20 protein-coding genes are annotated in these 26,598 nt (G+C 38.7%); 9 read left to right on the forward strand and 11 right to left on the reverse strand.

Going from position 1 to position 26,598, the window contains the following annotated elements; all coding sequences use genetic code 11:
* Positions 1-7 precede the first annotated feature (7 nt).
* The 5 genes from DQ356_RS03285 to rimP form a co-directional block, all read right to left on the reverse strand.
* Positions 8-2,938, reverse strand: coding sequence for a SusC/RagA family TonB-linked outer membrane protein (locus tag DQ356_RS03285; protein ID WP_114303031.1), 2,931 nt, complete (start codon positions 2,936-2,938; stop codon positions 8-10).
* A 92-nt stretch (positions 2,939-3,030) separates the two neighbouring features.
* Positions 3,031-4,932 carry a S8 family serine peptidase gene (locus tag DQ356_RS03290; RefSeq protein WP_126723229.1) on the reverse strand — a complete coding sequence of 634 codons (1,902 nt, stop codon included), beginning with the start codon at positions 4,930-4,932 and terminating at the stop codon, positions 3,031-3,033.
* 65 nt (positions 4,933-4,997) lie between these two features.
* Positions 4,998-7,802, reverse strand: a complete 2,805-nt coding sequence (gene infB, locus DQ356_RS03295; protein ID WP_114303033.1) for a translation initiation factor IF-2 — start codon at positions 7,800-7,802, stop codon at positions 4,998-5,000.
* A gap of 68 nt (positions 7,803-7,870) precedes the next feature.
* Positions 7,871-9,106: a transcription termination factor NusA gene (gene nusA / locus DQ356_RS03300; RefSeq protein WP_114303034.1), complete on the reverse strand. Its 1,236-nt coding sequence runs from the start codon at positions 9,104-9,106 to the stop codon at positions 7,871-7,873.
* Between the two features lie 43 nt (positions 9,107-9,149).
* Entirely contained in the window at positions 9,150-9,617 is a 468-nt protein-coding gene (gene rimP, locus DQ356_RS03305; protein ID WP_114303035.1) for a ribosome assembly cofactor RimP, read from the reverse strand.
* Between the two features lie 228 nt (positions 9,618-9,845).
* On the opposite strand from rimP, the gene DQ356_RS03310 reads away from it, so the two are divergent.
* The 7 genes from DQ356_RS03310 (at position 9,846) to DQ356_RS03340 (ending at position 16,627) form a co-directional block, all read left to right on the forward strand.
* Positions 9,846-11,159 carry a UDP-glucose dehydrogenase family protein gene (locus DQ356_RS03310; protein ID WP_114303036.1) on the forward strand — a complete coding sequence of 438 codons (1,314 nt, stop codon included), beginning with the start codon at positions 9,846-9,848 and terminating at the stop codon, positions 11,157-11,159.
* A 2-nt stretch (positions 11,160-11,161) separates the two neighbouring features.
* Positions 11,162-12,244: a dTDP-glucose 4,6-dehydratase gene (gene rfbB, locus DQ356_RS03315; RefSeq protein ID WP_114303037.1), complete on the forward strand. Its 1,083-nt coding sequence runs from the start codon at positions 11,162-11,164 to the stop codon at positions 12,242-12,244.
* Positions 12,245-12,247: 3 nt separating this feature from the next.
* Complete coding sequence (gene rfbA, locus DQ356_RS03320) at positions 12,248-13,108, forward strand: glucose-1-phosphate thymidylyltransferase RfbA (RefSeq protein ID WP_114303038.1); 861 nt, start codon at positions 12,248-12,250, stop codon at positions 13,106-13,108.
* A gap of 15 nt (positions 13,109-13,123) precedes the next feature.
* Positions 13,124-13,804 (forward strand): carbonic anhydrase, encoded by a 681-nt coding sequence (locus tag DQ356_RS03325; RefSeq protein WP_114303039.1) that lies wholly within the window; start codon positions 13,124-13,126, stop codon positions 13,802-13,804.
* A gap of 93 nt (positions 13,805-13,897) precedes the next feature.
* Positions 13,898-14,194, forward strand: a complete 297-nt coding sequence (locus DQ356_RS03330) for a hypothetical protein (protein WP_114303040.1) — start codon at positions 13,898-13,900, stop codon at positions 14,192-14,194.
* Positions 14,195-14,340: 146 nt separating this feature from the next.
* A complete protein-coding gene (locus DQ356_RS03335) occupies positions 14,341-15,948 on the forward strand; it encodes a SulP family inorganic anion transporter (RefSeq protein WP_114303041.1) in 1,608 nt (535 codons plus the stop codon).
* A 43-nt stretch (positions 15,949-15,991) separates the two neighbouring features.
* Positions 15,992-16,627, forward strand: a complete 636-nt coding sequence (locus DQ356_RS03340) for a carbonic anhydrase (protein WP_114303042.1) — start codon at positions 15,992-15,994, stop codon at positions 16,625-16,627.
* Between the two features lie 60 nt (positions 16,628-16,687).
* Here DQ356_RS03340 and pth read toward each other — a convergent pair whose 3' ends face one another.
* The 6 genes from pth to mfd form a co-directional block, all read right to left on the reverse strand.
* Positions 16,688-17,251 carry an aminoacyl-tRNA hydrolase gene (pth, locus tag DQ356_RS03345; protein WP_114303153.1) on the reverse strand — a complete coding sequence of 188 codons (564 nt, stop codon included), beginning with the start codon at positions 17,249-17,251 and terminating at the stop codon, positions 16,688-16,690.
* Positions 17,252-17,338: 87 nt separating this feature from the next.
* A complete protein-coding gene (locus DQ356_RS03350; protein ID WP_114303043.1) occupies positions 17,339-18,175 on the reverse strand; it encodes a hypothetical protein in 837 nt (278 codons plus the stop codon).
* Between the two features lie 74 nt (positions 18,176-18,249).
* Positions 18,250-19,140 carry a hypothetical protein gene (locus DQ356_RS03355; protein ID WP_126723230.1) on the reverse strand — a complete coding sequence of 297 codons (891 nt, stop codon included), beginning with the start codon at positions 19,138-19,140 and terminating at the stop codon, positions 18,250-18,252.
* A 20-nt stretch (positions 19,141-19,160) separates the two neighbouring features.
* Positions 19,161-20,036: a hypothetical protein gene (locus DQ356_RS03360; RefSeq protein ID WP_114303045.1), complete on the reverse strand. Its 876-nt coding sequence runs from the start codon at positions 20,034-20,036 to the stop codon at positions 19,161-19,163.
* A 121-nt stretch (positions 20,037-20,157) separates the two neighbouring features.
* The gene (locus tag DQ356_RS03365) at positions 20,158-21,024 is read right to left on the reverse strand and encodes a hypothetical protein (protein ID WP_114303046.1); all 867 of its coding nucleotides are present in this window, start codon (positions 21,022-21,024) and stop codon (positions 20,158-20,160) included.
* 60 nt (positions 21,025-21,084) lie between these two features.
* Positions 21,085-24,441, reverse strand: a complete 3,357-nt coding sequence (gene mfd, locus DQ356_RS03370; RefSeq protein WP_114303047.1) for a transcription-repair coupling factor — start codon at positions 24,439-24,441, stop codon at positions 21,085-21,087.
* 172 nt (positions 24,442-24,613) lie between these two features.
* Here mfd and DQ356_RS03375 point away from each other — a divergent pair, with 172 nt between their 5' ends.
* Positions 24,614-25,009, forward strand: a complete 396-nt coding sequence (locus DQ356_RS03375; RefSeq protein WP_114303048.1) for a hypothetical protein — start codon at positions 24,614-24,616, stop codon at positions 25,007-25,009.
* Between the two features lie 82 nt (positions 25,010-25,091).
* Positions 25,092-26,591, forward strand: coding sequence for a GH3 auxin-responsive promoter family protein (locus tag DQ356_RS03380; RefSeq protein WP_114303049.1), 1,500 nt, complete (start codon positions 25,092-25,094; stop codon positions 26,589-26,591).
* Positions 26,592-26,598 lie beyond the last annotated feature (7 nt).

Raw genomic sequence — 26,598 nt, forward strand, 5'->3', positions numbered from 1 at the left:
AAAAATTTTAAAATTCAACGTTCATTCCAAAACTAACCGTTTTCATATTAGGATAAACGGAGAGAGAATAAGAGAAATTCGGCTCTGGGTCATATCCTCTCCATTTGGTCCATGTATATAAATTTTCTGCTTGCACAAAAACTTTCATACTCTTAACAAAAGTACCGGATAAGGCAGATTTTGGAATATTATATCCTATAGATACGTTTTTTAGTCTGATAAAAGAAGCATCTTTCAGGAATCTGTCGGAATATCCATCATAAGTAAGGTTCGTAGCAGAAAGGGACGGCTGTGTTCCCCCTAGATTGGATGGCGACCATGCATCTAACATATCAGAAGACTGGTTCCATTCACCAATACTCGTGGGATCATACAACCACGCCATAGCATTATCATATTTCCATGCTCCCTGTTGGAAAGAAAAGTGCGCATCCAAGAAAAACCCTTTATACTCACTATTAAAACCAAAACCTCCACTCCATACAGGATACATATTTTTACCGGTAGCAATCTGATCAGTGTCTGGATTCAATATTTCAGTTGGATTACCGTTTGCATCTAAAAATAATGCGTTACCATTATCTGGGTTTACACCAATATAGGGTGCTAAGAACCACTGGAAAGCAGGCCCGCCTACAACATTTCTTACAGTTCCGTTACGATCTTCCACTTCAAGACTAAGGATTTTATTCTTGTTATAAGATGCATTTGCATACACTGACACCCTGGCATCCTGAGTTCTCACTGCAGTATATTTCAACAACCCTTCAATACCTCTGTTTTGCAACTCACCGTTATTCCCCTTAATGATATAACTTCCTGTAACTGCAGAGAGATTAATATCATTATATAGTTTATCGGTCGTTTTATCGTAGACATCAATATTACCTTCTAATCTTCTGTTAAGGAGCGAAAAATCTAATCCAATATTTGCCTGATTAATTACTTCCCATTGCACATAAGGATTGGTAAGACCACCAAAACCTATAGATCCAGGAAGATTATCATAGCCATTACCTGTTAAATAAACCTCTCTTACTAAATTTGTCCCAGCAAGCATCGGGTTATTCCCAGCGGTAACTGCAATGATATTCTGGTTACCCATGCTTCCGTAAGAAGCACGTAGTTTCAACATATCAAATCCAGATTCACTCATGAAATCTTCTTTATCAATATTCCAACGTCCTGCAATAGACCAGAATGTCGCCCACTTATTGTCATCTAAGAATCTATAAGAGCCGTCTCTTCTAATCAAGCCGTTCAAACCATACTTATCATCGAAGTCATAATCTAGAGTTGCAAAGTACGCTAATGCTCCAGCAGTAACTTTGTTGGCACCTGCAGATGGAATGTAGTAAGTAATTGGAGCACCCTGAGCCACAGTTGGATGAGGAGAATACAAAGGAGCTAAGTATCCTGTTCCTGCTCCAAACACCCAAGTTCTGTCATCTAAACCAGTTCGTCTTTGAGAAGTTGAGCTGTAATGCACTTTTAAGTAGTCCATATATAACCCCGCACTTACAGTATGTTTTTCTCCGAATAATTTACTGTACTGCAAGCTGGTAATAGAGTTAAAGTTGAACTCATTATTTTTTGCCATGTCCTCAATACCCGGTTTTGGTGTAAATGATACTGCCTGGTCATTTTGCCATATGGTTGCAGTTTGACCTGATGCCGTGGCAATCGCTAGATAATTCCATGGAGCACGGGCGAAGTTAGTTTCAGAGTATTTGTAATCAATACCCGATTTATTGGTTAACACTAAATCATCTGTTAATTTATAACTTAGATTTATATTTGTTAAAATACCAGTCTCGTTTCTTCTGTTTGGAATTGTATTCTTAAGAATATCCTCTAACACGAAAATGTTATTTCCGCCATCAAAATTAGTTCCTATAGCATTGAAGAGATCCCATCCACTATTATACCGTCCAGGTTCGATATAAGGTAAACCAGCGTTAGCACCATGTAACGGGTTTTGAATAGAGTTGTTTCTAATAGCCGTATTGGTTTCTTCATCAAGCTGATGTCTTCTTGAATAAGAAAGTGCAACTTGTGCTCCATAAGTGAAGCGGTCGTTATCACTTTTACCGTTCAAGTTATTTCTGAACGTAAATCTTTTGAAATCAGAAGTTGCAGGTACATTACCCGTAACGTCTAAGTAACCCAAGGAAGAGTATAAGTTAACTTTTTCTCCCCCAACGGATAAAGACAAATCATGTCTTTGTGTAAATCCAGGATTATAGAAAACTTTTCTCCAATTCGTGTCCGGACCTGCATAGTTAGCAATATCAGCATCACTCATTCCCGCTCCTATACCTTTCCCTGCCATTTGCTCTAGACGTAATGCTTGTCTCGCATCATTCAATCTGTAATCATTTTCCGGCAATAGATTAATACCTGTAGACATGTTATAAGAGAACTTCATAGGAGAATTATATCTCCCGGTCTTTGTTCTAATAACAACTACACCATTTGCAGCTCTATTACCATAAATAGAGGTTGCCGCTGCATCCCGAAGAATAGAAGCGGATTCAATATCACTATCATTTAGATTTCGGAACTGAGTAGCATTAGAAATAATACCATCAATAACGTACAACGGCTCTGTACCGGCAGATAATGACCCTACCCCTCTAATGATCATGTCAATTTTTCCAGACCCTGGCTGACCAGATGAAGCATTAACAGTAAGCCCCGGAGCTTCCCCTTGTAAGGAATTCAGAAATGACGTCGTAGGACGATTTTCAAACTTCTCCGCAGAGATCGTCGTAGAAGCTGTCACGTCTTTTGGTTTAGTAGCAGTTCTGTTATAACCCAAAACTACCACCTCCTTAATTTCAGTGGCAGTTGTATCAGACGCTGTTTGCTGGGCTGTTACAGCTTGTCCTAAGAAAAAAAGGACACCCGTACTTAGTACTCGTAATTTAACATTCATATTAACAAATTTTAATATTAATTTTTTACAAATATGTTAATTAAAATTAACATATACAACTTATTTTTTATAGTGATCAAAAATAAAATAAATTATTCTTTTATAAACTTAGAAGTGAATTCTGTGCCCTTATTATCTTTGTAGATTAACATATAAGTGCCTTTAGAGAGTTGGCCAATGAATATTTTATTATCTTTAAGCGTTTCCTGATGAATTATTCTTCCTGTAAGATCTAAAATAGAAATTTTCGCTCCACTATTTTTATTTATATATAATACGTTCTTAGCTGGATTGGGATACAGCTTTATCTCCTCACTTTTATCAGTATCCTGCACAGATAAAGATGCTACATTATCGCCTGTAACAATTAAACTATAATTCTGATTTCCATTAAACAAAGTTCCTTTATGTGTAACAGTAATGGTATATTGTCCTACAGGGTTTGGAATGTCCACTCGTTCAAAATTATCTACATCGTTGGTTGAATTATTGGTGGCCAAACCGGAAGGATTCGTCATTCCTTGTAGTTTCCAAGGATAAAAAACAGTACCTGTGCTTGAAGTTACTTTCACATCTAAATCGTTTACCAGATATTTTGTAGTTGGATCGACAACACCATTATTTTGACCTAAGAAGGCTGGATCTGTCCATGAAATAGAAACTTTCAATGGCTGAGTACCATTAGAAGTGATAACTTTGGTGAATACTGCTCCATTATTGAGAGTGTTCTCTTCTATTATACTTCTATTAGCGCTCATGTTTTTATTAGCAATTGCCATGGCAGCACGTTGTGCGTTGACTAATCCCCAACCAGCCTCATAATCTGGTCCATCTGCAAAACCATATTCGTCTGCGGTATGCAAAATCAAACCTTTCGCTGTGGAAGATTTCATAAAAGACGAATAAAGCTGATTATAATATTGCTGAAGCAACAAAACAACTCCTGTTATACCAGGAGAAGCCATTGATGTCCCTTGTAGGGTTGCATACCATGTATCACTATTACTATAAGTTGATCTGACCCCTACACCTTTCGTTGCAATATCAGGCTTTATTCTTCCGTCATCTGAAGGCCCCCAACTGCTGAAATTAGACATTACCACGCTACCGGGACCATTATAATTTAACACTTCATTTACTGCGGCCACCGTCAAAATGTTCTTTGCATTTCCATGGCCAAAGATCATATCATAGCCCCCTTTATTTGCAATCTGAGTGGACCCTGGTGCTGTGTTTTCATTTCTGTCATTGCCGGCAGAAAAAACCGGTAAATAGTAAGGATTATTAAAAGTAATCTGATCAACTTGTCTTGCTCTACTGTCATAAGCCCCATAAAACCAAAGTGAGCCAAGAGCTCCCATTCCATAGGAATGATTAGAGGCTAGCATACTTGTAGCTTCATCTAACATTTCGTTTAAATCATCCGCCCAATCGTATGCTACGACATTTGAGTTAAAAGCAATTCCCCGAGCCGTCGCATCGATTCCTTGTGCCGCAACGGTTCCTGCAACATGGGTTGCATGACTGGAAACTCCAGTCAAATCCATATTAAGAATTTTACTAAAACCTCCAACCATAAATTCCTGATGTGTTGCACGCACAGTACCTCCGTCCCACACTCCGCCAATCATACCTTGCCCTTGAATATTAAGTCCTAAACTTCCGCCACTATATAAAGTGTTAGCTCGTGCCGTTATCGCTGCACCAAAATTATGGGTTTTAGCATATATTTTCTCGCCATTAGGGAGCACGTCCATCAGTTCTTTTTTTCCGAAACCGTCATCGGTAGTTTCGACTTTTGAAATTTGAGGATTGCTTTTCAGATAGGCGTCTAATCTTAACTTTCTTTGCTGTTCTTCTTTTTGTAATTCTTTTGCTAAGACTGCATTCGCTTCTTTGTTGGAAAAAGAAGCCAATTTTCGTTTTTCCTCAGCAGTCTGAGAAAATGCGAAGAAAGGGAGTAACAGCAAAAGTGGTAAAACTTTAATTTTCATTTCTTTAAAATTGCATTTTTTTTTCAATTATCTATTTTAGCAGGTAAATATATAAAAAAAATGAATTACTTCAATTTTTTCTTTACTGCTACTTCTTCGTACACTTCCAGAATATCGCCGATCTGAATATCATTATATCCTTTAATGTTCAGGCCACATTCGTATCCTTTTGTTACTTCTTTGACATCATCTTTGAAACGTTTCAAACTTTCTAGTTCTCCATCATGTTTCACAATACCGTCGCGCAGAAGCCTGATTTTTGAATTTCTCGTCACTTTTCCTGTAAGAACCATACATCCTGCAATAGATCCGATTTTGGAAATTTTAAATACCTCACGGATTTCTACATTACCAATCACCTGTTCTTTGATTTCCGGAGAAAGCATTCCTTCCATTGCTTCTTTTACTTCTTCAATGGCGGCATAAATTACAGAATAAGTTCTGATTTCAATCTCTTCTTTATCTGCAAGATCTTTTGCATTCGCACCCGCTCTTACATTAAATCCGATAATAATAGCATCTGATGCAGTGGCAAGGTTAACATCGGATTCGGTAATCGGCCCTACACCCTGATGTAGAATATTCACACTGATTTCTTCTGTAGAAAGCCTTTGCAGCTGATCTGACAATGCTTCTACGGAACCATCCACGTCGCCTTTCAAGATAATATTCAGTTCTTTAAATTCTCCTAATGCAATTCTTCTTCCCAGTTCTTCGAGAGTTGTATGCTTCTTAGTTCTAATGGAAAGTTCACGTTGAAGTTGGCCTCTCTTCACCGCTATGGCTTTTGCCTCGCTTTCTTCTCCAAAAACACGGAATTTGTCTCCGGCTGTTGGCGCACCGTCCAATCCAAGAATAGTAACGGGAATTGAAGGACCGGCTTCTTTCAGGTTTTTCCCTCTTTCATCCAGCATTGCTTTCACTTTTCCGTGGTTTTTACCTGCAAGCAGATAATCGCCAACACGAAGGGTTCCGTTTTGAACTAACAACGTAGTAACATATCCTCTGCCTTTATCAAGGGATGCTTCAATTACAGTACCCACTGCATCTCGATCAGGATTGGCTTTCAGTTCGAGCATTTCTGCCTGAAGAAGTACTTTCTCCAAAAGCTGATCAACATTATTACCAAATTTTGCGGAAATTTCCTGAGACTGGACATTTCCTCCCCACTCCTCTACCAGAACGTTCATCGCAGAAAGCTGCTCTCTGATTTTGTCAGGATTCGCTGTAGGCTTATCGACTTTATTTAATGCAATAATCATGGGAACACCTGCAGCCTGAGCGTGAGCAATCGCTTCTTTGGTTTGTGGCATCACATCATCGTCGGCTGCAATTACAATAATTACAATATCTGTGATCTGGGCACCTCTGGCTCTCATCGCTGTAAAGGCTTCGTGACCCGGAGTATCTAAGAAAGTGATTCTTTGCCCTTTTTCTAGTTTAACATTATAGGCACCAATATGCTGAGTAATTCCTCCGGATTCTCCTGCTATGACATTGGTTTTTCTGATATAATCCAGCAAAGATGTTTTACCATGATCCACGTGTCCCATTACCGTTACAATAGGTGCTCGAGGTTCTAAATCTTCTGCTGCATCTTCTGTTTCTTCCAGTTCTTCTTCAAGATCTGCATCCTGAAACTCAATTTTATACCCGAATTCATCTGCGACTAATAATAATGTATCGGCTTCCAGACGTTGGTTCATAGTAACCATAACGCCAAGTGAGAAACATACGGAAATCACTTCGGTAGGGTTCACGTTCATCAAACTGGCCAATTCTCCAACGGTAATAAACTCGGTGACTTTCAGCGTTCTATCCTGAGCATCTATTTCTTGTTGGATTTCGTCTTGTTCTCTGCGGTATACTCTTTTTTCTTTTCTGTATTTAGCACCTTTGGATTTTCCACCTTTACTGGTCAGTTTTTCCAGCGTTTCGCGGATTTGGTTTTTCACCTGCTCATCAGTCAGTTCCACAGGCATTACCCTTTCTCCTCTTCTGCCAACAGGTTTTTTGTTGCCCCGGTTGCCACCCTGATTGTTTCCTGCACCTTGTGGGCGCGGGCCACCTTGTCCCTGTTGCGGACGTTGGCCACCTTGTTGGTTTCCACTGCCTGCTTGTCCGGTAGCTGGTTTTTCGATCCTTTTCCTTTTCTTCTTTTTATCTGCAGCAGATTTAGATTTATCCTTAAACTGAGACAAATCCACTGTTTGCTTTAGAATTTTTGGCCCGTCGAGTTTCTGATAAACTGTTTTTAGAACATCTGGATCTGGCTTGTCAAATTCCACTTGGGTTATTTCATCAGATTTCGGCTTTGCCGGTTCAGCTTTTGGTTGTTCAGGAGCGGGCTTTGGTTTTTCTTCCACTTTTTTGGTTTCGGGCTGTGGTTTTTGTTTTTTAGGAGCCGGCTTGGGCTTGTTGGTTTCGAGTTGGGAAAGGTCTATTTTGTCCAGAACTTTCAGTTCGGGTTTTTCCTCAGCTTCAGCTTTTATGATCTCAGGTTCTTTCGGAAGCTCCTGCACTGGCGCGGCGGGTTCTTCCATTACCGGCTCTGGTTTTTTAGGTTCCAAATCAATTTTTCCTAAAATTTTAGTTTCAGGTCTTTCTGATTTGGCTTTTATTACTTCTGGTTTGTTGTCTTCTATCACTAGTTTTTCTTCCGGTACTTTTGTGATAACAACTTCCTGTGAAGCTTTCCTTTGTTCGCCATCTTTGGCAAACTCGGCTTCCAGGACATCATATGCCGCTGCTTCCAGTTGAGCGTTGGGGTTTGCATCTACTTCAAATCCTTTGCTCTGCAGAAATTCTACGAGTCTGGACATTGAAATATTAAATTCCTTTACCGCTTTATTTAATCTAATTTTTGGCATGTAAAATAGTTGCTTTTTAAAAATATTAATTTTATATCAGGATTTGGTTTTTTGGTTTAATGAGGATATTATGATTCCAATTCTTCTTTTAAAATCTGTTTTACTTCATCAATTTGTTCTTCTTCCAAATCAACAAGATTCAGAAGGGCTTCGGTATCTTTATCCAATACACTTCTTGCCGTATTCAATCCTACTTTTTTGAATTCTTCGATGACCCACTCTTCGATTTCATCTTTGAATTCGTTCAATTCGACATCGTCATCTTCGCTGGTTTCTCTGTACACGTCTATTTCAAGACCGGTAAGCCAGGAAGCAAGTTTGATGTTCTGCCCTTGTTTACCGATCACCTTTGAAATTTCCTCTACCGGAGTATACACCATGGCGTACTGCTGCTCTGTATTCAGATCTATTTTATTAATCGTCACATTACCCAAAGCTCTTTTTACTAAAATTTCGGGGTTTTTGGACCACTGAATAACATCGATATTTTCATTTCTCAATTCTCTTACTACACCGTGAATCCGCGAACCTTTCACGCCTACGCAGGCTCCTACCGGATCGATACGGTCATCATACGCATCTACTGCAATTTTCGCTTTTTCGCCCGGAATACGGACTACTTTCTTCAGCATAATGGTTCCATCCTGAATTTCAGGAATTTCCAGCTCCAACAATTTTTCCAAAAATCTTGGCGAAGTTCTGGAAACAATAATCTGCGGTTTGGCTCCTTTAAAATCAACAGAATCCACAATAGCTCTGATGCTTTCTCCTTTTTTAAAAAAATCTGATGGAATCTGATTTTCTTTCGGCAGAATAAATTCGTTGTCATCATCATCCAGCAAAATTGCATGTTGCTTTCTAATATGGTGAACTTCTCCGATTACTATTTCTCCAATTTTATCGCGAAACTGATCATACAACATTGCGTTGTTATGTTCCTGAAGTTTTGTTGCCAAAATCTGCTTCAAGGTAAGAACATTTCTTCTTCCCAACTGTGCGATCGGAATTTCTACGGTATAATCTTCTCCCACTTCAAAGGTAGGGTCTATTTTCTTGGCTTCTGCTATTTCAATTTCCAGATCATCATCTTCGGACATGCCGTCTTCTACAATGGTTTTATTCAGAAATATCTGAAAATCACCTTTATCAGGGTTTACAATCACATCAAAATGATCGTCGGAATCGTATCTTTTTCTTAAAAGCGTTTTAAGCGAGTCTTCTATGATTGCCATTAAATCAATCTTACTGATGCTTTTCTCGTCTTTAAAATCGCCAAACGCTTCTATTAACGCTAAACTGTCCATTCGTTATTTATGTATTAAATTATCTTTTTAAACCGTAGTAGGCTTAAAATTTTATTGTTACTAATGCTTTCTTTATATCTTGGAATTGGATGATTTTCTCTTCCTCGACATCTATTTTTCCTTTTCCTATTTCTTTTGGCTTGCGGTAGCGTAATAGTAAAGTAATACTATCCTCCTCCACTTTTGTAAGTTCACCTTCTATTCTGGTATCATTCTGCAACAAAATATCCAAAGATCTTCCAATGTTTTTTTTGAATTGTCTCGGCATCGAAAGTGGCTCACTGAGTCCTGCCGACATTACCTGTAGACTGAAATCATGCGCTTCTCTGTCCATATTGAATTCAACAGCTCTGCTGGCATCCAGACAATCCTGCAGTGTAACGCCTTCATCTCCGTCCAGTATTATCGTTACATCATCGTTAGCAGAAATCTTCAGATCTATGAGGAACAAATCTTCCCTGTTTTTCAGAAAATCCTCCAGCAATCGTTCTATTTTATTTTTGAATTCCATATCCACCTCAAATATTGTTACGAAAAAAGGCTTTCTTGCGAAGCCTTTTCATTTATCCCGTAATCAGCTGCAAATATACGATAATTTTTCTGCCATCAAAAAAATCGAGGGTTTAACTGCTGTTTTACATGCAGATTATCCGAACATTAGTCCAATTTACCTGAAAACCGGCATAAGTTGTAATTCATTTTTTAGTAATTTTGCGCCTTTAAAGTTAGGTTTGTAAAAATGAATATCACCATCGTAGGAACAGGATATGTAGGTCTGGTTACGGGAACTACCTTAGCAGAATTGGGAAATTCGGTGTATTGTGTGGATGTAGATGCGTCCAAAATCGCAAAAATGAAAAACGGCATTGTTCCCATTTATGAACCCGGCCTCGAAGAAATGTTTCTGAGGAATATTCAGGCAGACAGGCTTCATTTCACCACCGAACTTTCCGAAGCCATCGATAAAAGTGAGGTTATTTACCTTGCTCTTCCTACACCTCCGGGCGAAGATGGTTCTGCAGATCTTTCTTATGTGTTAGGTGTAGCGGAGCAAATTGGATCACTGATGACCAATTACAAAGTGATTGTTAATAAATCAACGGTTCCAGTGGGAACCGCAGATAAAGTTCGGGAAGTTCTCCTCTCAAAGACAAATTCACCCTTCGATGTGGTATCGAATCCCGAATTTCTGCGCGAAGGTTTTGCTGTGGAAGACGCGATGAATCCTGCTCGTGTTGTAGTAGGCAGCACTTCCGAAAGAGCAAAAGAAATTATGTCCAAAATTTATCAACCGTTTACCAATACGGGCATTCCGATTATTTTCATGGATGAAAAATCATCTGAACTCACTAAATATGCTGCTAATTCTTTTCTTGCCGTGAAAATTACGTTCATGAATGAAATTGCAAATTATTGTGAAAAAGTGGGTGCAGATGTAGATCATGTTCGACTTGGAATGGGAAGTGACGACAGAATCGGGCATCGGTTTTTATTTCCGGGAATAGGATATGGAGGAAGTTGCTTTCCGAAAGATGTGAAAGCATTGATAAAATCAGGCAAAAATGAAAATTATGATTTTAAAATTCTGGAAGCAACAGAAAAAGTAAATCAAAAACAGAAAGTTATTCTGGCAGAAGAAATCGATGATTATTTTGATGGCCAACTTCAAGACCTTAAAATTGCAGTTTGGGGATTAGCTTTCAAAGCGAGTACTGATGATATTCGGGAAGCTTCTTCTTTGGACAATATTCGTATTTTTCTGGAAAGAGGAGCTAAAGTAATTGCCTATGACACAGTGGCGGAAGAAAATGTACGCAAAATTTTAGGCGATCAAATTGAATATGCAAAGGATATGTACACTGCACTGGAAGGTGCCGATTGTTTGTTAATCGCCACAGAATGGCCGGAATTCAAAAATCCGAATTTTAAACTGATGGCAGAAAAGTTAAAAAACAAAGTTATATTTGACGGCAGAAATATGTTTCCGTTAGAACTTGCGGAACAAAACGGATTCTATTATAAATCTATCGGAAGAAAAACTATAACACCTTGATTATGAGAAACATCATCATCACCGGCGGTGCCGGATTTATTGGCTCGCACGTGGTGAGGGAGTTTGTAAAAAATCTCCCCCAAACCAATATTATCAATCTGGATGCGCTTACCTACGCAGGAAATCTGGAAAACCTGAAGGATATCGAAAACGAACCCAATTATTTTTTCGAAAAAGCCGATATCACCAAACCGGAAGAATTAAAAGCCATTTTTGAAAAATATCAGCCCGAAGCTATTGTTCATCTGGCAGCAGAATCGCACGTTGACAGAAGTATTACTGATCCCAACGCATTCATCAACACGAATGTAAACGGAACTGCGAATCTTCTGAATCTTTGCAGAGAATTCTGGCCGCTGAATCCTGAGCATCAACACGGGAATTTCCCCAATGAAAAACGGACAAATCTTTTTTATCATGTTTCCACGGATGAAGTGTACGGAGCTTTGGGCGAAACGGGATTCTTTACAGAGGAAACTCCGTACGATCCGAAATCACCGTATTCCGCAAGTAAAGCTGCTTCCGATCATTTGGTGAGAGCTTACGGAAATACGTACGGAATGCCTTTCATCATTTCCAATTGCTCCAATAATTACGGACCAAATCATTTTCCGGAAAAACTGATTCCGCTTTGTATTCATAATATTCTGAACGAAAAACCACTTCCCATTTACGGCGACGGAAAATATACCCGTGATTGGCTGTATGTCATTGACCACGCCAAAGCGATTTTCCAGATTTTCCATGAAGCAAAAACCGGAGAAACCTACAACATCGGAGGTTGGAATGAATGGCAGAATATCAATCTGGTGAAAGAACTCATCAAGCAAGTTGATGAAAAAACCGGGAAACCGGCAGGTTATTCTGAGAAACTCATTACCTTCGTGAAAGACCGCCCAGGCCATGACAAACGTTACGCTATTGATGCATCTAAATTAGCAGATGATTTAGGCTGGAAGCCTTCTGTAACTTTTGAGGAAGGACTTTCCAAAACAATTGATTGGTTTCTGGAGAACAAAGGTTGGCTGGAGAATGTGACGTCCGGCGACTACCAAAAATATTACCATGAACAATATCAAGCTTAAAATATGAAAGGAATTATTTTAGCAGGCGGTTCCGGAACAAGGCTTTTTCCACTTACAATTGCAGTCAGCAAACAGCTGATGCCTGTGTACGATAAACCGATGATTTATTATCCGCTTTCCGTGCTTCTGTTGGCAGGAATTCGCGAAATATTGATCATCACAACACCGCATGATCAGGAGGCTTTTAAAAAATTACTCGGTACTGGTTCACAGATCGGCTGCCGAATTGAATACAAAGCCCAACCTTCACCGGACGGCCTAGCTCAAGCTTTTATTTTGGGCGAAGAGTTTATTGGTACTGACTCAGTAGCGTTGGTATTGGGAGATAATATTTTTTATGGAGCCGGCTTGCCACAGTTATTGGAAAGCAAAACCCATGTTCAGGGTGGTTGCGTATTTGCGTATCAGGTTTCAGATCCGGAAAGGTATGGCGTGGTTGAATTTGATGAAAATTTCAAAGCCATTTCCATCGAAGAAAAACCTTCTAAACCGAAATCCAATTATGCGGTTCCCGGGTTATATTTTTATGACAATTCTGTAGTGGAATATGCCAAAAATTTAGAGCCATCTCCTCGCGGTGAATTGGAGATTACGGATATCAACAAAATATATCTGGAAAAAGGAAATCTGGAGGTGGGCGTCATGTCACGCGGAACAGCCTGGCTGGACACCGGAACTTTCGATTCGCTGCACGAAGCTTCAGAATTTGTAAAAGTTCTGGAAAAAAGACAAGGTTTTAAAATTTCATGTATCGAAGAAATCGCGTGGCAAAAGGGTTTCATCAACAATGAAGAATTGCTGACGGCCGCAGAAAAATACGGAAAAAGTGGATACGGGGAATATCTCCGCAAACTTATGGATTAAAAAAAACAACCGGAAATGAGCAAATCTTACGAAACAATTTTTATAAATAATAAAAAATGGATCCAGGAAAAACTGGGTCAGGATGCAGATTTTTTTAAAAAACTTGCCGACGGACAGCATCCTGAATATCTCTACATTGGCTGTTCCGACAGCCGCGCGACTGCGGAAGAACTGATGGGAATGAAACCCGGAGAAGTTTTTGTTCACCGGAATATCGCCAATGTGGTGAATACTCTGGATATGAGTTCCACTGCGGTAATACAGTACGCCGTAGAACATCTGAAAGTAAAACACATTATCATTTGCGGACATTATGGTTGCGGTGGCGTGAAAGCAGCAATGACACCTGCAGACCTGGGATTGTTAAATCCATGGCTCAGAACTATCCGGGATGTATACAGAACACATCAGGCCGAACTGGACGCCATTTCCTGCGATCAAATGAAGTATCGAAGATTGGTTGAACTGAATGTTCAGGAACAATGCATCAATGTAATTAAAATGGCCTGCGTGCAGCAGAGATACATTTTAGATGATTATCCTATTGTTCACGGTTGGGTATTTGATATTGCCACGGGTGAGCTGATAGATCTCAATATTGATTTTGAAGAAATTCTGACAGACATCCAGAAAGTCTATGATTTAACTAATTCTCACTGGCTTATGAGCAAAAAAAATAATAAAAACCTTCTATGATTATAGATTTACAGTATTAAATTTTATTAATATTTAGATAAAATCTATAAAATACTGGATTTTTTGGCTGTTAATTTTTATATTTGCAGCGAAATGAAACGATTTGTGAACATATTGGTTTTGGCAGTATTTGTCAATTTCATGGTTCTTCCTACAATTGCCGGTTTAATGGATATAGAGATTCCCCAGACAGCCATCGTGATGTCGGAAGAAGAGAATCATTCTTCATCGGCTTCGTTCTTCGAAAAAACAATTCCCAATCAGTTGAATGTTCATGATTTTTTGAAATTCTTTTCAGCTGCTATATTCAGAAAATTGCATTTTATTACAGATGATAATTTTCATCTGTCTCCCTACCTTTCTATTTTTTCACCGCCTCCCGAAGTTTAATTTGAAAATTAAAAAAGAACGCTTTTAATATATTAAGAGCTTATTCTTTTGGCATTTAATTCAAATTTTCACCTGTCGGACCATTGTTTTACAATAGCCGGAATAGCGGCATTGTACTATGGTACGCGCATCAAAACTTAAAAAAAATGAAAAAAGCAAAAAGTATATTTGGCGGGCTGAAAGATAACCTGCCCTCCGGAATCGTGGTATTTCTGGTAGCATTACCATTATGTTTAGGAATTGCTCTGGCATCGGGTGCGCCGCCTCTTTCAGGAATTATCGCCGGGATTATCGGTGGAATTGTCATCGGGTATTTTTCAAATTCCAACATTTCAGTTTCAGGACCCGCAGCGGGATTGGCGGCCATTGTTCTCGCAGCCATTACTGAACTTCAAGCCTTCGAATTATTTTTATGTGCAGGCCTTATTGCCGGATTCATTCAACTATTACTAGGATTTATGAAAGCCGGCAGTATTTCGAATTATTTCCCCAACAGTGTAATAGAGGGAATGCTCGCCGGTATAGGCATCATCATTATTTTAAAACAGATTCCTCACGCATTAGGTTATGACGCTAGGCCTTTCAGCAGCGAAGTTGTCTTTGAAAATGGCTACAGCTGGGCGAGTATTTCCAGCTATCTCTCCACCTTACTTTCATCCATGCATTTGGGGGCAGTCATTGTGACACTTATATCTCTTTCTATCCTAATACTATGGGACAAGATTCCCTCTTTAAAGAAATTTAAGCTCATGCCGGGTGCTTTAGTTGCAGTAGTAGTAGGAATACTAATAAATAAACTTTTTAAAATGAGTGGAAACTCTTTAGCCATTAGTTCAGAACATTTGGTGACGTTACCCGTGCCGGAAAGTGCTGCAGATTTGGCAGCATTAGTTACAATGCCAGATTTCTCAGGATTCTTAAATCCTCAGGTTTGGATCATCGGAGCTACCATCGCCATCGTCGCATCTATAGAAACGTTGCTCTGTATAGAAGCATCCGATAGACTGGATAGTCAAAGAAGAATTACAGATACCAATCAGGAACTCCGAGCACAGGGCATCGGAAATATCTTAAGTTCCATGATCGGCGGGCTTCCTATAACTTCGGTGGTGGTGCGCAGTTCTGCCAATGCCAATGCGGGTGCTACTTCAAAACTGTCTACTATTATACACGGAGTTTTACTGTTAATTTCAGTGTTGTCTATTCCGGTTTTGCTCAATAAAATCCCCTTAGCAACGCTGGCAGCGGTATTACTTTTAGTAGGATACAAATTGGCAAGTCCCGAAAAAATACGTCATTTTCTGAAAAAAGGTAAATTCCAGTACTTGCCTTTTCTTGCTACCATCATTGCTGTAGTGTTTACAGATTTGCTCACAGGAGTAGGAATAGGGTTGGTTATTGCCGTCATTTTCATTTTACAGGGAAATATGAAAAGAGCTTATTATTTTAGTAGAGAAGAACTGGAAGAAGCCGATGAAATAACCCTGAAGCTGGCGGAAGAAGTTTCTTTTCTGAACAAAGCTGCCATTAAAAAAACCCTGAAGAACGTTCAGCCATATTCAAAAATTACTATTGATGCCAAAGGTACTTCCTACATTACTTTAGATGTGTTAGAACTGATTCAGGATTTTGCCAACATTCGGGCTAAGGAGGAAAATATTCAGGTGCAACTGATTGGTTTTCGTACAGATTATAATGATTACGAAACAGATCAACATTCTCATATTACCATCAACCACAGAAGAGCCATGTAATTAAAAAAATTTTAATCAATCATCAACTAACAATATAAAACAAATGAAAGCACATACATCTGAAACTCAGGCCACAATAACCCCTGAAAAGGCTCTGGAATTTCTGAAAGAAGGAAATGAAAGATTCGTGAAAAATCTAAAAATGAACAGAAATCTTCTGGAGCAAGTAAATGATACGCGCGAAGGGCAATGGCCTTTTGCAGTGATACTGAGCTGCATAGACAGCCGAACTTCTGCAGAATTGATTTTCGACCAAGGTCTCGGGGATATTTTCAGCATCCGGATTGCGGGGAATTTTGTTAATCGGGATATTCTCGGTTCCATGGAGTTTGGTTGCAAAATAGCAGGATCCAAACTTATAGTAGTTTTGGGACACAGTAAATGCGGAGCATTAAAGGGCGGATTAGATGCGGCTGCAGTACAAGAACTTGGAATGGACAACCTGAACCAACTAATTTATCACTTTGATTCCTGTATTCAGGAGGTGATACATGAAGGCGAAGAGAGATCTTCCAAAAATGAAAATCTGCTGGAACGTCTCAATATTTGCAATATCAGGAGAACTATCGAAGACATCAGAAACCAAAGCCACACCTTGAAAACGATGGAAGAAAAAGGCGAAATAAAAATAGTGGGAGCGAATTATTGCGTGGAAAGTGGTACTGTAAACTGGATTTAACGATTGATTTAGTATTTTGAAAAGCTGCTGCAATCGCGGGCAGCTTTTCTATTTTTAAACCTATTTCCCGTTGAAGGCAGACATGGTATTCTGGATGCCTGCAAAAACAAAAGATAAAATCGCTTTGGAAAACATTTCAATTCGTTCAGGAAGCTGCTCGTTCTCTGTTGTATTCCAGGTTCCCAGAACATAATCTATCTGGCGGCCTTCGGTAAAATCCGCAGAAATCCCAAAACGAAGCCTCGGATATTGTTGCGTTTGAAGTTCTTCCTGAATGCTTTTCAGTCCGTTATGACCTGCGTCTGAGCCTTTCGATTTCATTCTTAATGTTCCAAAAGGCAAGGCAAGATCGTCAGTTATCACCATTAAATTTTCCAATGGAATATTTTCCTTCTGCATCCAGTATTTGACGGCTTTTCCGGAAAGATTCATATACGTGTCAGGTTTCAAAATAAAGATTTTGCGGCCTTTGTATTTTCCTTCGGCAATCCATCCAAAATTGGCTGTTTTAAAAGGCGCATCAATAACCTTCGCCAAATGTTCCGCTACTTTAAAACCGACATTGTGACGGGTTTCGGTATACACTACTCCTTTATTTCCCAAACCGACAATCAGATACTTCATTTTTTTAAAATAATTTTTCAATTCAATCTTGGCAAAAATAGGAAAATCCCAACACAAGGCCGGGATTTTCACTTGATGTATACTTTGTTAGTAGGGAATATAGTCAAAATGTAACGTGGTATCAGCCTGCTTTGAAGTTTCAAGAAAACCTTCAGAATTATACGTGAGTACCACATTTTCTGTGTGAGAACCGGCGCTGCTTTGCACCGTCATCGTTTTATAATTGCTGATGGAAAGCGCGGAAATTCCCACCAGATGGCCTTCATGATGAACATTGGAAAGAATAAGCGGAACCGGAAGTGTCCTGAATGGATTCTGATGCGTGTCATAATCTGAATAATTCGTTGTGGTGACCACAGGTGATCCCGGTATAGAAGCGTCATCAATAGTATACACCCATTTCGAAATATTAAATCCGGAATAGCTAAGTTCGCTTTTTAAGGTTCTTATTGCTGAGGCATTTCCAGGCAGATAATATGCTGTGGTGATGATCGCCGGTTGATCGCCATTATAGGTAATTTCGGTAACAAAAGTTTCAAGAATAACTCCTGACTGACTAACTGTTCCGGAAATTTCTGCAACTTGTGTACCGCTATACTGAAGCTCAGAAGTAACAATTAAAGGTTGTGATAGAGTATTATCTTTCTTCGTAATTTTTTTGATTTGGTTTCCATCATATTCGATGGTTTCAACAACCTGATTATTCCCTTTTGTCACCGACATCAATCTGCTTCCTGCATGCATATAATGGACATCGTAAGGTGCAGCAGAAGTTTTCTGAACATGCACTTTGCTGAGCACTCGGTTATGAACATAATTTGGCAACAAATCATTTAATCCACCTAAATCGCCTGTAGATCTTCCGCAGGAAACGAGAAACACGAAAGCGAAAAGAAAGGAAGCGTATTTCAATTTTATTTTCATTTTATTTAAGTCCGTTATTAAATTAAAAGAGAAACGCTTTCACATTTCTCTGGTTTTTCTTAAAAATAATTTCCTTAGAAAGGACGATAATCGTACACAACACCCCATCCTGTAACTGCGTATTTCAGAGCATCATAGTTGTATTGAGTTTCTTCCACATGCGGAAAAGGCTCTACATTGGTTTCCCAGATAATCTTTTTCGGATTGTTTGCCGAAAATCTATAATTGAGGTAAGGATTCTGGAAGGTTTTATGCAAAGTGTATCCAAAAGGAATCAAGGTGTAAGGATTGATTCCGCTGTCGTATTCAGTAAAATCATAAGTCTCGTAAACTGGAGATGGTTCAAGATTTCCCATCACAATTGATCCTATTTCTTTATATACATTGGTCACATTTTTCTTAGAGCTGTTATAAGTATAATCTACTTTCCAATACGACGTAAAAACAAAAGGCGTAAGTGGAACAACATTTCCGGTTTTGCTGAGAACAGAGGCCAGTTTTCCTGAAGCATCAAAGGTTGGTTCGTACATTGTATTGGTCCGTTTCACAATAATGTCTATAAAAGGAACCGTATGAATATCTTCGTAAACGCTTTTGGTTTCAGTAATCAAATTCAGAACGTTTCCGTTCATAATGTCATAATTAAATTCCTGTATGTAGGAAATACTGTCTCCTTCTACCACGCCGTTATAGTCGATTCTGCTGATAAGATCTCCTGAATAGGAAATATTTGTTATAGCACTGTCTTCCAATACCTGAACTAATTTTCTGCCCGCATAATTGTATTGGGCTAAAACTTTAGCGGAGGTCACTTCCTGATATAAAAAACGGTCTTTTCCCAAACCATCTTGGTTACCGTTCATATTGTTCAGCAGATTTCCATCATCATCTCCCATTCTTTGGCAAGACTGAACTGCAAAGAGCAACAAAACCGCTGATAGAATTAAATATGTTTGTTTTTTCATTACGTTGTTGTTAAAATATTTTAAGGCTTCGACTGATAAAGAAACTTTTGAAACCCGTTGGAAGTGATATAGTTATGCGTATCGTACTTGTAAGTAAAATTAGTTTCCACAACAGGATCCGATCCTTTAGTAAATTTCAGTTTAGCTGCATTGTTGTCCGAAAAATGAGCGTACATTTCCGGAAATAAGGTAGCCATGATCATCAAATAATTATCAGAAATGCCGGTATAAGGATTTATTCTCCAGTCGAAATTGCTGAATTCATATTTTTTTGATTCGGAACTTTCTATAACTCCTGTAGTTACATTCACTACCTCATCAATGGATTCAATTTCCGTTACGTTATTTCCGTCAAATTTCAGGTAATCTTTCCGGTAGTCTGGATAAATATAATTCGTTGGTGAATTTGGGTCTACCGTCGCTGTTTTCGTAAGAGCTCCTGCAAGTTTTCCGTCAGTATCATATACATAGGTGGTAATCGCGTGTTTCTTATGCGTAGTTCCTGTATAGAAATCACTCATCAGGCTGACTATTTTTCCGGAAGTCTGGTTGTAATTGGGAGTTAAATCAAATCTGCCGGATGTTGTAGTTCCCGGATAAGTTCCGTTCACTTCAATTTTAGAAATTCTGTTGCCGAGATAAAAAACATAAATTGTCTGTTGCTCTACTGCGGTATTCCCGTCATATTTATTTCGCTTTACTTGGAAAAGTTTTCCTTGGTTTAATTCATATAGCTCTTCATCTACACCGTTTGTTACTACTTTTTTCAGTATTCTGGGTCCGGAGATATCTTCAGGATCATCCCAACCATATACATCAGCAGGATCCGATTCCGAACAAGAATTAAAAATGAGCAGCCCTATGATAAGACTAAAAAGTTGTAAAAACTTCTTCATAATACTGTTTTAAATTTATTAATACACAAAACTAAATATTTTTTAAAGATACAGCAATATTTGACAACAAAAATTTCAGATAGCTTCGTGTTTGTAAATTCCTAATAATAATACTCCCAAATTACTGGATAGGTTTGTAATAAATTTTTCTCACTCCATTTTCTGCTGATATTGGGTAGTTGTAGGAATCGTAAACCATATCGTTTACCGTTGTTATTATTGGGTTAGATGGAAAAAACTCATAAATAATAGTGCTTTTCATCGCATTATTGTAATTGATTCCTATAAGTGACACAGAATGTAAAGCACTTCTTCCGATATGATATTCTTTCGGCAATGTAGTCATCGGGTTTATCTTGTTGTCAAAATTCTCTATAAGATAGGTTATTCCCATTTGCGGGTTGGGGGGATCAAAAACATTATTGGTTACAAATCCGTTTTCTTCCTCTATTTTGGTGAGATTTTCTCCAGAATAGGTCATTTTACTGATTTTGTAATGAGTCCAATCCGTATTTACCGGTTGTGCGGTAAACGCTAATTTTTGAGTTATTTTGGAAACTTTCCCTGATGCATTATATTCCAATTCTGAAAGTTGGAATGAAAACGTTTGTATTCCTGCAAAAGTTTCATTTGTGATTTGACTGACTTTTCCTGAACTGTCATAATAAAGTTTAGTTTCTATCTTGCCTGTGGAAGAAGTATATATGATTTTATTGATTTTATTATTAGAATTATAATCGATCGCTGTAGTGTCTCCGTCCTTGTTTACAACAGCTTGAAGAAGACCTGAAGGTGTGGAAAAATATTCTTCAATGGTAACACCTGCACTATCGACTTTGGTAATAATCCTCGGCCCGGCAATATTTGCTCCCGGATTATTGGGATCATTGGGTGTCAGACCGTATAAAGCAGCAGGATCTGGGCTCGTACACGAAAAAATAACAAGAGAAATAAATGTTGCAAAAAGAATAGATAAAATTTTGTTCATAATATTGATGTATGTTGCAAAAATATCTTTTTTAAGCAATAAAAGGATATGATTTCGCAATTATTTTAAAATTCTCTCTAAAACATCAGTTACTTCGTCTACGTTTTTCACATTTTCTTTCCGCATCATGAGTTGGTTGCCGTCCTTAGAATGTTTTTCTTTTAAAGTTGCTTCCACTGGATTAGACGTCAGATAAGTGATAATATGCCTGAATTTCTCGCTTGCGTAAAACTTATCCTGCGGATTAGCCGGAAAATATCCCAGAAAAGTCCCGTTCTTTACTACAATTTTCTCAAAACCAATATCGGAAGCAAGCCACTTCAGCTCCACAGATTTCAGAAGGTTTTGGGCTTCTTGTGGTAAATTTCCAAAACGATCGATCAGTTCACTTTCAAATTTCTGCAATTCGGTTTTGTTCGGAATTCCTGCGAGTTTTTGATATAAGGAAAGTCTTTCTTCCGTACTCTGAACATAAGAATCCGGGAGCATCAGTTCCATATCGGTGTCAATATTGACGTCTTTGGTGGTGTTAATCAATTTCTTACGTTCTTCTTCGTTTTCAAAAAGATTTTCAAAAGTATCGTCATTTTGAAGTTCTTCCAGCGCTTCCTGCATGATTTTCTGATACGTTTCAAAGCCCATTTCGTTGATGAATCCACTCTGTTCCGCACCCAATAAATCTCCGGCACCACGAATTTCCAGATCTTTCATCGCAATCTGAAAACCACTTCCCAAATCTGAAAACTGCTCAATAGCTTCCAAACGTTTCCGCGCATCGGAAGTAATCATATCATACGGCGGCGTAATCAAATAACAAAAAGCTTTTCGATTGCTTCGTCCCACTCTTCCGCGCATTTGGTGGAGATCCGCCATTCCGAATTTCTGGGCGTCGTTGATGAAAATAGTATTGGCATTCGGCACATCCACTCCCGATTCTACAATAGTGGTAGAAACCAAAACATCATATTTCCCTTCCATAAAATCCAGAACATTTTGTTCCAGTTGCTTCCCTTCCATTTGGCCATGACCTGTAATTACCCTGGCTTCCGGAACTAATCTTTGAATTAAGCCGGCAATATCTTTCAGATTTTCAATTCTGTTGTTGATGAAAAAGACCTGTCCGTCACGCTGAATTTCATAAGCCACAGCATCGCGAATAATTTCTTCGTTAAAACCAATTACCTGCGTTTCCACCGGTTGACGATTGGGCGGGGGCGTTTTAATAACTGATAAATCCCGTGCTGCCATCAGCGAAAACTGTAAGGTTCTGGGAATGGGAGTTGCGGTAAGCGTCAGCGTATCAATATTACTTTTTAGCGTTTTAAGTTTATCTTTCACATTCACCCCGAATTTATGCTCTTCATCAATGATCAAAAGTCCCAGATCTTTGAAAGCAATATCTTTTCCCACAAGTTGATGCGTTCCAATGACGATATCAATTTTCCCATTTTTCAAACCATCTTTAGTTTCAGATTTTTGTTTTGCGGTACGAAAACGGTTCAGATAAGAAATCGTTACCGGGAAATCCTTCAGTCTTTCCTTGAAACTGCGGTAATGCTGGAATGCCAAAATCGTGGTCGGAACCAAAACAGCGACTTGCTTTCCATCCGTAGCCGCTTTGAATGCCGCACGAATCGCTACTTCCGTTTTCCCGAATCCAACATCGCCACAAACCAATCTGTCCATCACAGTTTGGGCTTCCATGTCTTTTTTCACATCCAAAGTTGCTTTTTCCTGATCGGGCGTGTCTTCGTAAATAAAACTAGCCTCCAGTTCATTCTGAAGATACGAATCGGGCGTGAAAGCAAATCCTTTCGCGGTTTTTCTTTCTGCATACAGTTTTATCAGATCGAAAGCGATTTGTTTTACCTTGGCTTTTGTTTTTTGTTTTAAAGATTTCCAGGCCGGTGAACCCAATTTGGACAGTACGATTTCTCTTCCATCCGGACCATTGTATTTCGATATTTTATGAAGTGAATGAATGGATACATACAGCAAATCCTGATTTTTATACACCAGTTTGAAACATTCCTGCACTTTTCCGTTATTATTAATCTTCACCAATCCCATGAATTTCCCGATACCATGATCGATATGAGCGATGTAATCTCCTATTTTCAGAGACATCAAATCTTTCAGAGTCAACTGTTCAGATTTGGCAAAAGTATTCTTTGCCTGAAACCTTTGGTAACGGTCAAAAATCTGATGATCCGTGTACACCGAAATCATTAGTTGAGGATCTACAAAACCTTCATGCAGTTCGGACCGAAAGTTTTTAAAATAGACCTCATGATTCAATTCTTCAAGAATACTTTCCAGCCTGTCTTTTTGTTTTTCTGATGTAAAGGAAATCCATGTATCATAACCTTGGTCTCTTTTGTTTTTTAAATCTTCAGCCAGAAGTTCAAAATTCTTATGAAAACCAGGCTGCTGAGTTTGGTTTAAAAGTATTGGAGTTTGAGAATTGCGGAGCGGCTGAGAAGTAAAATCAATCCATTTGAATTTCTGAAGACTTTCAGCGAGAATTTCTTCCGAAATAAAAAGTTCTTCCCGGGTTTGATGTTTCAGTTCCTTACTTAATTTTTCAAAATTAAGTTCTGCTTTTTCGTAAAATTCACGAATTTTCTTTTCACCCAAAAAAGCGTTTTTTGAAACAATAAAACTGTCCGTTTTAAACAAATCAAAAAAAGAAACCTTGCCGCCCGAAACCGTGTAATTCATATTGGAAACCAGCTCAAATTGCTTTATTTTCTCTTTGGAAAGCTGAGTTTCGATATCAAATGTTTTAATACTTTCCACTTCACTTCCGAAAAAAGTGATACGATAAGGCTCTTCGTTGGCGTAGGAAAAAACATCTACAATTCCGCCCCGTACAGAAAATTCTCCTGGTTCCGAAACGAAATCCGCCTGCGTGAAATTATAATGCATAAGCAACTCATCCACAAAATCGAAATCCAGGGAATCGCCTACTTTGATGGTGTGAGAAATCGCTTTGAAATCTTCTTTTTTCAAAACTTTTTCATTTAAAGCCGCAAACGGAGCTACAATAACTTTCGGTTTATTCTCAGAATTCAGACGGTTCAAGACTTCGGTTCGCAACACTAAATTGGCATTCTGAACTTTTTCGATCTGATAAGGTTCGAGATGCGAAGGCGGAAAATACAATACATGTTCTTTCCCCAAAAGCTCTTCCAGTTCCGAAGTTGCGTACAAGCTTTCCTCTTTATCATCTAGGAGAAAAAGAACAGTTTTCTTTTGAATCAGATACAACTCAGCTACAAAAAGTGACGGCGCAGAACCGGCAAAACCTTTCACAGAAATGCTGTCACTCGTTTCAAGTTCATGAAAAATCTCTTGTCCGAAATTCTTTTTTAAAAGATAAGGCAACAGCGTATCGCTGATATTTTTTAACTTCATTTGAGAGTAAATATATAAAAACAGAAATGCGGTTTCAAGTACTTTTGAAACCGTTCTGAATTAAGAATGCAAATTTATACAATTTTTAAGTTTTCGTATATAATATCAATTACTGAAGCATAACTGTATATTTTTTGGTATGAGTGACCGATAATAAATAAATATTGACATTATGAAAAAGACAACCCGAATTTTTGCGTTTTTACTACTATCATTCTCCATGATTTTATTGACTTCCTGCAACCGTGATGACGATCCTGCTGACAACGACTTTTTTGCCGGAACCTATAACGGTTCTGTCGGTTTCGTCGAGCCTTCCAGCGGAACCAACATCAGTTCCAATGACGGGAAAGTATTTGTAACGAAAATTGCCAGCGGAACGAAGTATAATTTTTCTTTTTCCAACGGAATTCCTGATCTTAACGGTGTTGAGTTCCAGAAACAGGGCGACAACGTATTAATTAATGTTAATTCGTCGGCTACGGCCATTATCAAAATTGACAACAACGATCTTGATATATTTTATACCACAGACGGAAAAACATGGACAGCGAACTGCACACGATAATTTTTTTCTTCATATAGTTCTGAAGAACTGTTTCTCATTTAGGAACAGTTCTTTTTTTTGAAAAGAATCTTACATTTGCCAAATGCTACATTTTATCAAGAAATTTGCTGCAAAAATATGGGCCAAAAAGCACGTCCGCGAGAGTGAACACTTCAAGCAAAACAGTATTCAGGATCAGGAAAACCTTCTGATTTCTTTGGTGAGAACTGCAGAGAAAACCCTTTTCGGGAGAGTTCATCAGTTTGAAAATATTAAAACCATAGCCGATTTTCAGTCTCAGGTACCGGTTTCCGACTATGAAGATTTGAAATCCTACATTGAAAAAATAAAAAAAGGACAGGCTGGAATTCTGTGGCCCGGAAGTCCGGAATATTTTGCGAAAACCTCCGGAACGACTTCCGGCACGAAATATATTCCTTTGACAAAAGAAGGAATGGATTATCAGGTGAAAGGTGCACAAAGTGCGCTATTTCATTATATCGCGCAAACGAATAATGCAGATTTCGTGAACGGAAAAATGATTTTTCTGCAAGGCAGCCCTGAACTGGAAGAAATCTATGGCATCAAAACCGGGCGACTTTCAGGAATTGTAGCCCATCACATTCCTAATTATCTTCAGAAAAACAGACTTCCGAGTCTGAAAACCAACCTTATAGAAGACTGGGAAACCAAAGTTAACGAAATAGTAAAAGAGACGGAAAAGGAAAATATGACGCTCATTTCGGGAATTCCGCCATGGCTCATCATGTATTTTGAAAAACTGATAGAAAGAAACGGAAAGAAAATCACTGAACTTTTCCCGAACCTTCAGCTGATTGTTACCGGCGGCGTGAACTTCGAGCCTTACAGGGAAAAGATGAATGAGCTTTTGGGAAAACCCGTGGACACGGTTCAGACCTTTCCTGCTAGTGAAGGATTTTTTGCTTTTCAGGACGATTACACCCAAGAAGGGCTGCTGTTACTTACCAATCACGGTATTTTTTATGAATTTATTCCTTTGGAAGATTTTGGAAAACCTGAGGCAAAACGATTAACATTGAAAGACGTGGAACTTCATAAAGACTATGCGCTGATTCTCACGACGAATTCCGGACTTTGGGCGTATTCCATTGGTGATGTAGTCCGTTTTATTTCAAAAAAACCACACCGGATTCTGGTTTCGGGGAGAACCAAACATTTTACCTCCGCTTTCGGGGAACACGTCATCGCTTTTGAAATAGAAGAGTCGCTGAAATCTACTGTAACAAAATTTCCTGCCCAGATTACGGAATTTCATCTCGCTCCTCAGGTGAATCCTAGCGAAGGATTGCCGTATCATGAATGGTTTGTTGAGTTTGAAAAGGAACCGGAAAACATGGAGGTTTTCAGGAAAAACCTGGATGATGAAATGCGAAAGCGCAATTCCTATTATGACGATTTAATTTCCGGAAATGTTTTGCAACCGCTCATCATTACGAAAATTCAAAGAAATTCATTTCAGGAATATGCGAAATCGGAAGGAAAACTGGGCGGACAAAATAAAATTCCGCGACTTGCCAATGACCGGAAAATTGCTGATTTTCTGATCCAATTTAAAATATAAGTTCCTT

It is taken from the genome of Chryseobacterium lacus (assembly GCF_003336205.1).
In the GTDB taxonomy this organism is placed as follows: domain Bacteria; phylum Bacteroidota; class Bacteroidia; order Flavobacteriales; family Weeksellaceae; genus Chryseobacterium_A; species Chryseobacterium_A lacus.

Bases quoted from the DNA above. Each gene is read 5' to 3' on its own strand.
- nusA (WP_114303034.1), bottom strand. From the start codon at position 9,106: ATGGACAGTTTAGCGTTAATAGAAGCGTTTGGCGATTTTAAAGACGAG.
- DQ356_RS03285 (WP_114303031.1), bottom strand. From the start codon at position 2,938: ATGAATGTTAAATTACGAGTACTAAGTACGGGTGTCCTTTTTTTCTTA.
- DQ356_RS03365 (WP_114303046.1), bottom strand. From the start codon at position 21,024: ATGAACAAAATTTTATCTATTCTTTTTGCAACATTTATTTCTCTTGTT.
- DQ356_RS03330 (WP_114303040.1), top strand. From the start codon at position 13,898: ATGAAACGATTTGTGAACATATTGGTTTTGGCAGTATTTGTCAATTTC.
- rfbA (WP_114303038.1), top strand. From the start codon at position 12,248: ATGAAAGGAATTATTTTAGCAGGCGGTTCCGGAACAAGGCTTTTTCCA.
- rfbB (WP_114303037.1), top strand. From the start codon at position 11,162: ATGAGAAACATCATCATCACCGGCGGTGCCGGATTTATTGGCTCGCAC.
- DQ356_RS03290 (WP_126723229.1), bottom strand. From the start codon at position 4,932: ATGAAAATTAAAGTTTTACCACTTTTGCTGTTACTCCCTTTCTTCGCA.
- DQ356_RS03375 (WP_114303048.1), top strand. From the start codon at position 24,614: ATGAAAAAGACAACCCGAATTTTTGCGTTTTTACTACTATCATTCTCC.
- DQ356_RS03340 (WP_114303042.1), top strand. From the start codon at position 15,992: ATGAAAGCACATACATCTGAAACTCAGGCCACAATAACCCCTGAAAAG.
- DQ356_RS03335 (WP_114303041.1), top strand. From the start codon at position 14,341: ATGAAAAAAGCAAAAAGTATATTTGGCGGGCTGAAAGATAACCTGCCC.
- DQ356_RS03350 (WP_114303043.1), bottom strand. From the start codon at position 18,175: ATGAAAATAAAATTGAAATACGCTTCCTTTCTTTTCGCTTTCGTGTTT.
- infB (WP_114303033.1), bottom strand. From the start codon at position 7,802: ATGCCAAAAATTAGATTAAATAAAGCGGTAAAGGAATTTAATATTTCA.
- DQ356_RS03325 (WP_114303039.1), top strand. From the start codon at position 13,124: ATGAGCAAATCTTACGAAACAATTTTTATAAATAATAAAAAATGGATC.
- mfd (WP_114303047.1), bottom strand. From the start codon at position 24,441: ATGAAGTTAAAAAATATCAGCGATACGCTGTTGCCTTATCTTTTAAAA.
- DQ356_RS03360 (WP_114303045.1), bottom strand. From the start codon at position 20,036: ATGAAGAAGTTTTTACAACTTTTTAGTCTTATCATAGGGCTGCTCATT.
- rimP (WP_114303035.1), bottom strand. From the start codon at position 9,617: ATGGAATTCAAAAATAAAATAGAACGATTGCTGGAGGATTTTCTGAAA.
- pth (WP_114303153.1), bottom strand. From the start codon at position 17,251: ATGAAGTATCTGATTGTCGGTTTGGGAAATAAAGGAGTAGTGTATACC.
- DQ356_RS03380 (WP_114303049.1), top strand. From the start codon at position 25,092: ATGCTACATTTTATCAAGAAATTTGCTGCAAAAATATGGGCCAAAAAG.
- DQ356_RS03355 (WP_126723230.1), bottom strand. From the start codon at position 19,140: ATGAAAAAACAAACATATTTAATTCTATCAGCGGTTTTGTTGCTCTTT.
- DQ356_RS03310 (WP_114303036.1), top strand. From the start codon at position 9,846: ATGAATATCACCATCGTAGGAACAGGATATGTAGGTCTGGTTACGGGA.